Origin of the sequence: Mycoplasma enhydrae (genome assembly GCF_025779955.1) — a bacterium.
Taxonomy (GTDB): Bacteria; Bacillota_I; Bacilli_A; order Mycoplasmatales; family Metamycoplasmataceae; genus Metamycoplasma; species Metamycoplasma enhydrae.
Map to the genome: position 1 here is coordinate 104,669 of NZ_JAOXHI010000001.1, position 13,305 is coordinate 117,973.

At 27.1% G+C, this 13,305-nt stretch carries 9 protein-coding genes; 2 read left to right on the forward strand and 7 right to left on the reverse strand.

The genetic code is table 4. The features are described from left to right. Nucleotides 1–35: 35 nt before the first annotated feature. Together OF364_RS00480 and OF364_RS00485 are read right to left on the reverse strand one after the other, a co-directional pair. Nucleotides 36–554 (reverse strand): adenine phosphoribosyltransferase, encoded by a 519-nt coding sequence (locus OF364_RS00480; protein ID WP_263773910.1) that lies wholly within the window; start codon nt 552–554, stop codon nt 36–38. Nucleotides 555–624: 70 nt separating this feature from the next. Then, entirely contained in the window at nt 625–1,200 is a 576-nt protein-coding gene (locus tag OF364_RS00485; RefSeq protein WP_263773911.1) for an NAD(P)H-dependent oxidoreductase, read from the reverse strand. A 99-nt stretch (nt 1,201–1,299) separates the two neighbouring features. On the opposite strand from OF364_RS00485, the gene OF364_RS00490 reads away from it, so the two are divergent. Together OF364_RS00490 and OF364_RS00495 are read left to right on the forward strand one after the other, a co-directional pair. Beyond that, complete coding sequence (locus OF364_RS00490; RefSeq protein WP_263773912.1) at nt 1,300–2,073, forward strand: DUF2779 domain-containing protein; 774 nt, start codon at nt 1,300–1,302, stop codon at nt 2,071–2,073. A gap of 21 nt (nt 2,074–2,094) precedes the next feature. Continuing rightward, entirely contained in the window at nt 2,095–3,834 is a 1,740-nt protein-coding gene (locus OF364_RS00495; protein ID WP_263773913.1) for an MATE family efflux transporter, read from the forward strand. Between the two features lie 57 nt (nt 3,835–3,891). On the opposite strand, the gene OF364_RS00500 is transcribed toward OF364_RS00495, so the two are convergent. The 5 genes from OF364_RS00500 to OF364_RS00520 all read right to left on the reverse strand — a co-directional run bounded on the left by OF364_RS00500 (nt 3,892) and on the right by OF364_RS00520 (nt 13,245). Next, the gene (locus OF364_RS00500) at nt 3,892–8,052 is read right to left on the reverse strand and encodes a lipoprotein 17-related variable surface protein (RefSeq protein ID WP_263773915.1); all 4,161 of its coding nucleotides are present in this window, start codon (nt 8,050–8,052) and stop codon (nt 3,892–3,894) included. A gap of 147 nt (nt 8,053–8,199) precedes the next feature. Then, nucleotides 8,200–9,012 carry a hypothetical protein gene (locus tag OF364_RS00505; RefSeq protein WP_205851191.1) on the reverse strand — a complete coding sequence of 271 codons (813 nt, stop codon included), beginning with the start codon at nt 9,010–9,012 and terminating at the stop codon, nt 8,200–8,202. 2 nt (nt 9,013–9,014) lie between these two features. Beyond that, entirely contained in the window at nt 9,015–10,502 is a 1,488-nt protein-coding gene (locus tag OF364_RS00510; protein WP_263773916.1) for a hypothetical protein, read from the reverse strand. 10 nt (nt 10,503–10,512) lie between these two features. Further along, a complete protein-coding gene (locus OF364_RS00515; RefSeq protein ID WP_263752310.1) occupies nt 10,513–11,265 on the reverse strand; it encodes a phosphotransferase in 753 nt (250 codons plus the stop codon). Nucleotides 11,266–11,274: 9 nt separating this feature from the next. Further along, entirely contained in the window at nt 11,275–13,245 is a 1,971-nt protein-coding gene (locus OF364_RS00520) for a DNA topoisomerase subunit B (RefSeq protein ID WP_318529861.1), read from the reverse strand. Nucleotides 13,246–13,305: the final 60 nt, after the last annotated feature.

Consider the following 13,305-nt stretch of genomic DNA (forward strand, 5'->3'; position numbering starts at 1 on the left):
TAAAAATTTAATAAAAATAAGGCTTATATGCCCTATTATTGGTCATCTTGCTCTACAAATATCAGACTTTCAATATCACTGTTTAGTCTTTTTCTAGCTTCAAAACCATCTAATTCCATTAGCACTATAATTCTCAATATTTCAACACCTTGGTCTTTTAAAAGTTTGATTATTGCTTCAAGAGTTCCTCCTGTAGCTAAAACATCATCAATAATGACAGCTTTTTGACCCGGTTTTACCAATCCTTTTTGAATTTCTAGTATTGATCTTCCATACTCCAAACCATATTCGCAACTTATAACTTCTCCAGGTAACTTACCTTTTTTTCTCACCATTATAAATGGTTTAGATAGTTTTGCTGCAACTGGTGTACCAAATAAAAAACCTCTTGCGTCAGGTCCTACAATAATATCTGCATCTTGTGCAAGTTCAGACATTTTATCAATTGTATAATTTAGTGCTGGACCATTAGCCAACAATAAAGATATATCTTTAAATTTAACACCTGGTTCTGGAAAATTCATAACTGTTCTAATATATTTTTTTAATTCCATGACTATAAAATTATATGACAATTAAGTCAATTAATTTAGCTTTGGCTATCTTTAAAAATCCAAAACATGATTAACGAATTTTTGAAATAATCTTATCAATAACTTCTTTTCTTTTTGCACTATCCATTTTAACAAGACTGCCAATTCTTTTAGCTTGAATTAACTTCATACCTGTAAATCAGCAAACACCTGTTCTAAACATAGAAAAATCAGCATTTTTATAAAGTAATTTTATAAATATTGACGGAGCACCAGAGGTTGAAAAAACTCTAACTTTTTTGCCAGTTAATAACTTATCTCAGAAAGGGTCATTTTCATGATATTTAAAAGCAAAACCTGATTGAAAAACGTTGTCTATATATCCCTTTAAAATGGCAGGAACAGAAGCTCACCACAGTGGATAAAAGAAAACAATTTCATCTGCTCATTTTATATTTTCTTGTTCTTTTAAAATAAACTGCTTATTTTTTTCAGATTGAGAATCCTTTAATAAACAAACATCAAAATCATTATGATTTAAATTGATTCTGCGAACATTTTTATTTAGTTGACGCAGCTTTTTTTCATATTCATCAGCCAACTTGCCATTAAATGAATCAAGTGTTGTATGTCCTAATATTAAATAAATATTTTTTGTACTTTTCATTGTTATACTCCTATTTAGACTTAAATTTAAGTTATAATTAATTATAACACTTAGATATTTCAGAATTTATTTTAGTGCTATAATTAGGAAATTATGAATATGAACAACAAAAATTACGTATATATTGATTTCGAAGCAATTACCAATCCTTTTGCTCGAATAGTTAATTTAGCTTCGAATACACCATATGCATATACTGTTGGTGCCCTTAACAAAAATAATACTTTTGAAACCAAAACTTTCATTGTTGATTTTACAAAGGGTAATAGTGTTGGTAATATATGAGCTATTATAAAACAAAATATTATTAGACATCTTTATGAAATTAACTCAAAGTTAAAAATTGAAGAGGTCGTTTTTATTGGTCATAATCCTAATTTAGAAAAACAAATTCTTCATAAACTTTTTCCCAATAATGATGTTCAACCATTGCTAGATGCTTCATGTCCTGCTTTAAGTTTATCCAAGTTAACAGGTCCTATTTTTGAAGATGATTATTTTCCTAATATAAAAAGAGCTATAAATGATTCAAACATTGAACCCCTTAAAAAAAGGGTATTGGGAAGAAATGGAGCAATTGCTTCTTTTTTAGGTCATTGATTATTTATTAATTCAATAAAAAACTTAAGAGTTAATGACAGAAGAAAAAGATTCTTTTTAAAATTGAATAAAAACGTTGTAATTAAAGAATTAAGAAAATATTCTGGTGATGATGTTAGGAAAATGTTATTTTTAACTTCAGATAAAGAGGAAACTGATTCATTAATCAAAAAATATTCATACAAAAAAGAATTATTAAAACAAATAAATAATTTAAATTTAGACGACAATTTGACTATTAAGGATATAAAACAAAAGATTTGAAATATTTAAAATAGAAAGGTGGGGATAATCATGCAAACAAGTGTTAGAAAAAAGCATTATTTTAAAAGATTATTGCCACAATCAAAATTTGATTGAAAAATGTATTTTTCTAAAACATGACCAATCATTATTGGAGAAATACTATTTTGTTTAAATGGTTTTCTGGATAATTTTATGGTTAGTCATATTCCTTCTGGAATTGATGCTTTAACTTATGCAAATACTTATACTGGCATTATATATACAATATTTTTTGCAATTCAAGGAATTGCCGGAATGTTCGTAGGTCAGTATTATGGTAAAAAGAATTATGACAAAGTTAATCAAATTATGAACCTTAGAATTTGAATGTATCTTGTCATTTCTGTTGTATTTGCAATTGTATGTTGGAGTATGCCTACCAATTTAATTTATTTTGTCGGAGGGCGACAAATAAACTCAGCTGCATTAAATGAGGCTAGAATGTATTTAATGCTTATTTGCATTTCTTGAATTATTACTTCATTTAACTTTAATACTAATATGCAACTTAATGAAACTGGGCATTCAAATCTAGCTTTTGTTTCAGCATGTTTGACCTTAATTAGCAATGCCACAATAAATGCAATATCTTTATATGCATTTAAAGGAAAAGCATATTATGCTGCTTTTGGTTCAATCATTAGCGCATTTGTTTGTTTGGCCTCTGATTCTCTTTTAACTTATTACAAAGACAGACCTATTTTTGTAAATTTATTTAAGATACATATAATTTCTAGACCAATAGCTAAGCAAATTCTTAAAAGAATACCAGCTATGTTAATAACAATTGCCGCAATGATAACCATTCCAATAAGAATGATAATTTGATCTCGGGCTTATCCTGATAGTTTAATTGAAGGTTCTGGCATAAGAGCAGCTTGGATGGGCATTAATGCTGTTACTATTTTAGGCTTAGTAGAAAGTTTAGCATCTATTGCTTCTGCCATTACTTCTGCTTGTTCATCTAATGTTTCTTATTTTGTTGCCGGCAATTTAGGAAAAAATAATTTTGAAGAAGCTGAAAAGCATGCTTATGCCCTAAGAGGTTTTCATGCCATAATGGGAGCTTGCATGTCGGCATTAATGATTGGTGTTGTTTTTGGAATAGCGTATTCTCCCGCTACTTCAAGAGGCTCAAAAGAAGCAATTGATGCAAATGTAAAAATTTATTTAGAAAAAGGTGCTTTTAATAGCATTTTGAACAATTCAATTTCAACAAGTTGACTAAATTCTAACATTGTAAATGAGGCACAAAAAGTTTATAATCATGATCTAACAACATGAACTAATGGTATTCCTAACAAAATTCAGCTTGAAAACTTTTTAAATAAAAGCGAAATTAAAAATTTAGTTTCAGAAATGAAATTTAAAACTGGTGAATCTTTTAGACAAATATTCATTTATTGTTGCTTGACTTTTATTTTAATCAATCCTATCTGGTGTTGGTTTTATACAGCTGCTGCTCTGCCAGGTGCTGGTGGAAGAAATATGGTAGGTTCAATTACAATGTTATCCGCTCATTGATTGTCATTTATATGATTAATCATATTAAGCTTTGGAATAATAATTCCTTTAAGAAACAAGGGCACTTACATAAGTTTAGAGTTATCTTATTTTGCTTTTTTTGCTATTGATTTCTTAAGATTAATAATTTTTGAAACTGTAGCTGCAAAAACAGATTGAAAAAGAAATATTACTGATGAAAATACTAAACAAATTGCAGCAATTGCTCCTTGTAATTCAAAATAAGCTTAATTATTGACAAAAAAATAGACTTTCGCATATTGAAAGCCTATTTTTAAAATATTATTCTTTATCCATATCTTTGTATAAATAACCTTTTTGCAATAATTTAGCAATTAAAACAATGTTCTTTTGATTGTGGTATTTGTTATCTGTTTTTTCAGGGTTAGCAATAAATGCTAAGATCGAATCATCTGTTCATTTTTTGAAGTTTCTGAAATCTAAATGTCTTGTGTCTTCATTTTTATCAGAATATCCTGCAAAAAAGTGTTTATCATATACGAATTTTAATCCTGATTTCTTAATTCCTAATTTAGATCAGTTAGCTTCATCTAATTTTGCAATTTGTGCCACTACATCAGCATCAGCCTCAGTATTAAGTAGCTTGTCATAAGCTTTATCCATACCTTTAGAAATAAAGTTTTCTGGATATAGACCAGTTCAGTATGCAGGGAGAAAACCGCCACCATTTGGTCAGAATTGACTTAAATCTCCTGAACCAGCAGCTAATAATGCTAAAGAAGAATAAATTCTATTAGCTGCTTTGTAGCTACTCAATTTTTTAATTGTTTTAATATCTAGTTGAGTTCCTTTGGTTTTTATTAATTCACTAACTTCTTTAAAAAATGCTCTAACTGCGGGTTCGTAAATTGCTGCTAATAAACTATCTACGCTAGCTAATGATAATAAATCTAAACCACTACCAACATTAAATGTTATTTGCAGTTTTTGTGATTTAGCTTGTGCTGTTTGTCTAGCTACATAATTATTTTTTTGAATATCAACTATGTTTTCTTGTGCTAAGGTTTTAAATCTATTAGCAAATAATATTGAATATATTCCGCCATCTAAACTAAATTTTGAAACTTCAAAAATATAGTTAATCATTTTAACATATGCATTTGAATCCATTTTACTAAATATAGTTTGTAGGCTATTTCTATGTTTGCTTAAAACGTTTGGTAAATATATTTCTGTTGGTTTTTCGACTGTGGTAGCAAACTTAATTAAACCTAAAATTAAGGTGTTTTGTAACTCTAAAGCAATGTCTTCATTATCAACATTAATTTCTTTTAATTGGTTAAATGTATTATTTACAATTGTGTTAAATAAGGTGCTTTCTTGAATAACTGATTTTAAAAATGAATCAACAAAGTTCTTAATTGTATCTGGGTTATTTTTAATTACTTCTAAATTATATTTATCAGGATTGTTTTTTCACATAGTAGTTATTAGAATATCTAATTGTCTAGCTAATCCTGCTTCAGCATCATTAAACATTGCTTTTATGAATCCAGTAATTGAGTCTTTAACTGGATCTATTTGAGGAGAAACAGCAATTATTTTAACTATGTCTAATACATTCTTTGCAGATGATAAATCAACATTAGTATTAAATACTAAATCTAGTACTGAATTAATTATTGATCTTAGTGAAGGTTCACTAATTGTTTTTTTAATTCAATCAGTTACTGCTTTTTGATCTTTTTCATCGATTGATTTTAATAATTCTTTGAAAAGAGGAGATTTTTCAATTTCTTTAGTAATTATTGATTGTTGGTTTAAATAATCTAGTGTATTATTAAAAAGTTTTTTAATTAATTCATAGTTATCTTTAATATTTTGGTTATTACGCACTAATGAAACTAATTTAATAATATTTGTTTGATCATTAAAGATTGAAAGAGTATTGTTTTTAAATTCTTCTAAAAATGTTTTGAAAGCAAGATCGACATTAAAACTGCTTAATTCTGAAATCATTGAATTTGCAAAAATATTTGCTAGATTGAAATCATTTTCAATTGATAAAAATGCTTCTAAGAATGTATTAATTAATTTGGTTGTTTCTTCATCACTAATAGTATTAAATATTGGTTTAATAGCATCAATTTTATTAATATAAGCTTTAGTTGAGCTTACAAGTATTTGTTTAGTTTCTATATCACTTAATAGTTCTCTAAATATTTCTGAAAATGCTTTTTGAAGTTCACCATTTTTAGGTTGGTTTTTAAATAAAAATCTAATTAGTTTATCAAATGTATCAATTGTTAGAAATTCAGGGTCCACTGAATTAATTTTTCCATTATCTAAAAAGCTATTTAAAGCTGATTTAATAAATTCAGGTAATTTATCCGAACTAAAAATTTTGTTTAAAAGAATTGTTTGTGATTCTTTTGAAACATAATCTTCAGCTCCAGGAATTGATTCAATAGATTTTTTAATTAAATCTTTAATATTTTGATTTTTCAAAATGTTTTTCGAAAGCTTTGTAATAAGGTCAAGTAGTGGTGCTTTAAAATCTGTTGCAAAATCACTTGAAACGAATTCCTTAACTAAATTTAATAAGTTTTCTTTTTTGAAAAATGTTTGATCTATAGCCTTTAGTAAATATTCTGAACGAAGTTTTTTAGCTCCTGGTTTTCCATCTTTATCTCAGTCGTTTTCAGCTATTAATTCTTGAAACTTATCTAATTGTTTAGTAATGTAGTTTGATCTTTTAATCCATAGAATTAATTTATCAGCTGCTGTTGGATTATCTGTAAAAAAACTTAAAATATCACTATTAGGATCATATTCTTTCACTATTCCTAAAGTTGTTGATTTTTTTAATAAAGATAAAAATATTTCTTTAATTTGTTTATCAGGAAAACTTTCTAGTCTTCTTGAAATATTGTTGGGTTTTAGTTTATCTTTAACATTTTTAAATACTTCATCTTCTTCTTTGATTTTTGCAATATTATCTTCCTTAGAAGCGCCTAATTGTGCTTTATAGAAAGCATCTAAATTTTGTGCCTTTAATTCAATAATTTGTTTATTTCCAGATGAAGTTGGTTCTTCAATGTAATTTTTTGATCATCCTAAATTTTTTAGTGTATCTTCTTCAACAGAACTTGCAGTCAATTTAATAAATGCATCCATAGCCATTTTCTTGTAGCCGTGAACTGTTGGATGTATGTCGAAAATAATTGAAGATAATAAACTTTGGTTTTCTTCTCAGTATGGTGCATCAAATAAGTCAACAAAATGAATATTTTTGCCCACTTTTTCTTTCGATTGTTTAATAGAACTTGTTAAAGGATCCATGATTAATTTTAAGGCGTCGCTGCCACCGTTTGGTAATTTAATACCTCCTGGAATATTTTCAGCAATAGCACTAATTATTCTTAGGAAAGGTGCTGGATAATTAAATAAAACTACATTTACGTTTGAATTAATTTCAGTGATTTTATTTAATAGATTTACTAATCTATCTTGAATTTCGTTTTGACTTAATTCAATAAATTTTGTATAAAATTCAATTAGTTTTTGTACGTCAACATTAGATCCTTTTTGTAATTCTTTCAAAACTTGATCAAAATTTGCTGCTTCTAGCACAGAACTAAAAAACCTTAAAAAGTCATTAGCCCCTAATGTAATGGTCAATAAATTAGCAGCTTTAATTTCATTTATTAAAGCTTCTTTAAATTTATCTTTACCACCAAATTTAGTATAGTTACCATCAAAAGTATGTTGATAGATACCATCTTGTTTTTTGAATACATCTGGTTTTTTAGATTCATATTGAACATCTAAAAGATCTAGTCATTCCATAATGGTTGAATTAGAAGTAGCAAGGTTAGAAAAACTCTCTACTCTATTTGAATCATCCTGGTTTAAGTAATGAGCTAAATAAACTGGTAATGACATTCCTTCAAGTTTGTTACCGTTTTTTTGACCTGGATAGTCTTTATCTAGTGCAGCTGTAAAACCTGCTGATATTGAATCTCCAATTGCAAGATATTTAACTTTCTCGTCTTTTGAAATTAATTTGTCAGATTTTTGAAATTCTAATTTTTTATTAGTTTTAGGTTCATCTGATTTTTTTTGAAACCCATCTATTGTGATGGTTTTTTCTATAGATATATCTTCATTAGATTTTGAAGTGATTTTAACTTTTAATTCCAATTTTCCTTCAGCATCATTCGCATTTTTGCTAATTATTGAAATTTTAAGGTTCTTATCATTATCAAAAGTTACATCATTATCATTAATTGTTGATGGTAGTTTATTGGCTTTGTTAACAATAATAACTTTTAATTTATTAGCATCTTCTGATAGTTTTTTCTTAGTTTTTTCTGTACCATTAATACAACTAATTGCCATTAAAGGCAAAATAGGAGTCATTAAAGCACTAGCAGCTAAAATTTTTACAAATTTAGCTTTTTTTACTGTTTTGACTAACATAATTTTTCCTCACTGTGTTTTTATAAACATAGCAAAATTATAATGAAAAACTAAAAATTTTGAAGTTTCTATAATTTTTGAAGTCGTTTTTCAAAATTTAGGGTTCAAAAATGCTCTTTTTTATTAGAAATAAAAAAAGGGGTACTATTAACCCTTCTTTGTTGGTTCTTTCGTACTAAATTCGCATTCAGCAACGAACTTTAATTTTTCAATTACACCGTTTTTTGTTGTTCCAAAAATGGAAATTTGAAATTTATTTGGTACAAATTCATGAGAATGTTGTATTTTTTTAATTTCTTCATGAATTTTTGAAAAAAATTCTTTTATTTCAAAACCTGAAACACCGTTTTTAAAATCAAAAAAATAAGCTTTATTGGTTTCTGAGTCTGTATAAAAATAGGAAATAGGTATTTTTGCACTGGCTATTTGTTGAACAAAATATTCAAAGCTAATAGTATTTTTTTCCTTCTTATTAAATTCATTAAATTGTTTTAAAATATCAATACTTAAAACTTCTTTGTTTTGAATATTTTCTTCTAACCCTCCAATGCGAGGTTCTACATCAAAGTATTGTGAAAGAGGATAACCAGTTTTATAAAAAGAATACTTAATTTCGGCATTAATACCAAAATTATGTTCTGGTTTTTTTGATAATTCAATTGACTTATCAAAATTATATAAATCTTTAGCTTCAATTTCTTTGTTAAGTTTTATATTATATTTCTTTTGATTTCCTGCTAAGGGTATTCGAATTAATGTAATATCATCTTTGCTATCTAGAATAGAATTAAATTTTTTAGTTTTTTTGATTGAAAAATATATAGCAGTTGCAGTAATGGCAACTAATGAACCTATTAAGCCGGTAAACATAAAAACTGATGAAACAATTTTGCGTTGTTTCTTTCTTTTTTCAGTTTTAGATTCAGGAGAAGTATTTTGTTCTTTAGCTTCTTTTTTCATATTTAAACCTGCTTTTCTTGGGTTGTTCTTTGCTCAAATAGTATTTCTTTAATTCTTTTTGCATCACTTTTTGCTCTTTGTGGATTTCCATTTAAAACCTTATTATATAAATATTCCGTAAAAAGTGAAATTATTTTATATTTATAAAAATCTTTTGGTTTGGTAATTCCATATGCTCTTCAAAAGAATTTTTCTAAAATGTTATTAACATGTAAGTTTTCAAACATTAAAGCTATATCTAAAAACCGACAGTTCTTGTATGCCACTGATCAGTCTATTATAAATATATTTTGATTTTCACCTCACATAATATTGTCAAGTGTTAAGTTATTATGACAGTTAGCATCAATTTTTAATTCTTTGACTCACTGGCAAACCTGATCAATAAAGTCTTTGGGGCCTATATCATTAAACAAATCTGATGAATTAATATTATCTAAATATCAATTAATTTTTTCTTCCAAGATATAACTTGGAAATTCAACTTTAGAATCGTGATAAGTTCTCATACACTTAGCTAGTATTTTTATTGTTCTAGAGTTTAATTCAAAATCGCTTTTGTTACCCAGCCATTTTCAAATTATTTTATTTTCATCTTCATAAACATAAAATGGTACAAAATAAAAATCTTTAATATCGCTAATCATTAGTCTGTTGTCAAATTGATTGTGGTTTTTATGAACAATATATTTATTGTCATAAAAGTTCTTACTTTTATATAAATTTAAGGTTTCAGGAACCCTGTTTTTATTGACTGTTAAATTACAATAATCCTTTTTATATTCTGCTTCTCTATGTATATTAATTAGATATAAAAAGTCATAAAATTTTTGTTCCTCTAAATCAAAAAACTCAATTATCATGTTTTTATCGATACCTGTATATAAATACAAAGACACTAAATCAAAATACTTATTATTTAAGCTAGCATATTCAAAGTCAACCATTTTAACAAAACCATACTTGTTAATAATAATGTTATTCTTTTGAATATTATTATGGCTTAAAACTAATTCATCATCTTTGTATTTATGCAACAGTTCGTGATATTTTTTGTCACAAATTTTAAACTTATTTCAATTAAACTTTTTAACTTTTAAATTTAAAGATTGAAAATTTTTTATGCAATTTAAAACTGAAAAAACAATTTTGTTTGTCAGTTTAATTTGAAATAAATCAACTCCTGGAAATCATTTTTTAATAATAATGCCATCTTTAACAAATAAATAGTCTTTAAAATTTTTAACAACTGTTTGTTCATTACTATAGTCACGCATGTGTCTATTTTTAGGAATTTTAATCTGAACTCAAACATTTTTATATTGAGCTATAAAATATAAATTATTAAATTGGTTGTAATAGAATCGAGCATTCTTTATTTCTTTGTTAACATTCCCACCAAAAGTAGACGTTATAGCCTTGTGCATTAGATCTAATTTATCATTGTTTTGTTTATCTTCAATACAATCTTGCTTATCATTTAAATACATTGGACATTCTTTATTTTAATTTATATGTTTTATCGTATTCTTTAATTCATTTATCCACTCTTTTGATATACATAGAATCATCAAAAGGTTTTTGTGGGTGTTTATTGATTCACAAAACTATTAGGGCATTAACAATTATTTTATGAGCCATTAAGAATTTAGGCTCATAATCGTCTCCATAAGCTTCTAAAAAGATTTCTTCTTGTTTTTTAGTTAGATTAGATGATTCAATAAAATATGCTAAATCAAAGTGGACGTCTCCCATTGTGGCATATTCTCAGTCTGTTAGATAAATGCTTTTTTCAGTCCTGATAAAATTATATAATCACAAATCATTATGCACAGGAGCTGAATTATCAATATGTTTTAAGAATGAATTAATTCGATTGTAGTATTTATCCAAACCTGGGATTTTTCTTTTTAGCAATGCTATTTGTTCACGATAAACCTTAAATCGTCTAGCTATTTGATTTTCTTTATAAAATGGTAATTTTGAGTTATGAAGAGTTATTAATATTTTGCCAATTTGCTTTAGATCTTCTTCTGAAACATTTTCATGATTTAAAGTTGTGCCTTCTATTCATTCATTAATAATTCTTGATTTATCTTCGAATATTGTTTTAGGTACAAACTTTAGTTTATTTAGCAACTCATTGGGTGTTCTATGATTAAATGAATCAAAGCTTTTTACTTTAATAAATTGATTATTTTCTTCGTCATAATAGGTTTTATTTGTAAAACCCTGATTTAAAATTAATTTCACTAATAATTCCTAAAAGTCAATGTTTGAAACATATTTAGCATTTTCTTCAATAAAATCATGTCTTGGGGCAACTTCTTCACCCATTAGAGTTGTAAATACTGTATCACATATTGCCATGTCATTAATTTGAACCTGTAACATTTTTCTTGTTTCAGGATTCATAGTAGTTTCTCATAATTGCTCAGCATCCATTTCACCAAGACCTTTGTAACGTTGAATTGAAATATTTTTCTTGTCTTCTAATTTTTCTAATATTTCATTTTTTTGAACATCGTTATAAGCATATTCAACTATTTTACCTGAACTAATTTTATATAATGGTGGCATTGCTATATAAACAAGTCCGTATTCGATTAATGGTTTTAGATAACGATAGAAAAATGTTAATAATAATGTTGTTATATGGGCACCATCAACGTCAGCATCAGTCATAATAATTATCTTGTGATATTTAACTTTGTTTATATTGAATTCCTCACCAATACCTGTACCTAAAGCATGAATAATTGTTTGAATTTCTTGGTTAGACAAGAATTTTGTACGGTCATTTTTTTCAGCATTAATAACTTTTCCACGCAATGGTAAAATTGCTTGTATACTACGGTTTCTTCCACCTTTGGCTGAACCTCCAGCTGAATTACCTTCGACTATAAATAGTTCTCTTAGTTCAGCATTTTTAGAAGAACAATCAGCTAATTTACCAGGTAACCCACTGAATTCAGCACCATCTTTTTTTCTTGAAGCTTCTTTAGCTGCATTGGCCGCTAATCTAGCACGTTGTGATTGTAAACATTTGTTAATAATATTTTTAGCTATTACTGGATTTTCAGCTAAAAATCTTTCTAAAGTTTCTGAAACAACTTTATTAGTTGCAAATCTAGCATTACTTGAACCAAATTTTGCTTTTGTTTGACCATCAAAAACAGGGTTACTATGCTTAACTGAAATAACTGCAATTAAACCTTCTTTAGAGTCATCTTTGCTTATCTTTTCACCTGCATTTTTAAATAATTTATTATCTTCAGCATATTTATTAAAAATTCTGACAATTGAATCATAGAAACCGTTTTCATGAGTTCCACCCTCTGTGGTTTGAATATTATTAGCATAAGAAATAACTGAAGATTGGTATGCCTCATTATACTGAAAAGCCACTTCAACAAATATATCTACTTTTTTAGGTGGTATATTATTCGCTATTTGGTCTTCTGTTTGTTTTTCAGTATCACTTATTGAACCATGTGCATATATAACATCATTATTAATTAGTCTTTTACCTTTATTTAGTTCCTTAACATAATCAACAATTCCACCTTCAAAACAGAATGTTTTTTCAGTGCCTTTTATTAAATCAGATATTTTAAAACTTAAGCCTTTATTTAGATAGGCCACTTGTTTAATATGGTCATTGATAGTTCCAAAATCAAAGTCAATTTTATCCATAATTGTATAATCTGGATGAAACTTAATTCTGGTACCCGTTTCATTAGCAGGAACACTTCCAATAACTTTTAGATCTTCTAAGGGTTTTCCACCGTTTTCATATTTTTGATAATATTCTTGTCCATTGCGCTTAATTCAAACTTCAAATGAATCACTAAGTGCGTTAACAACAGCTGCACCTACACCATGTAGACCTCCACTAACTTTGTAGTTGTTACCATCAAACTTTCCTCCAGCATGCAATACAGTTAAAATGGTTTCCACAGCTGATTTGTTTGTTGAAGGGTGAATATCTACTGGCATTCCTCTACCATTATCTTCAACTTCAATAAAGTTTCCTGGATGTAATGTAACACTAATTTTGTTAGCAAAACCTGCCATTGCTTCATCGACAGAGTTATCTAAAATTTCTCAAATTAAGTGGTGAAGTCCTTTATAACCAGTTGAACCAATATACATACCCGGTCTTATACGAACAGGTTCTAAACCCTCTAAAACTTGTATATCACTTGCTTCATATTTCTTTTGTTCTGACATAATTTTCTCCTCGAATTGTGATTTATTTTGGATTTTATAATTATACCAAATTGTCATATT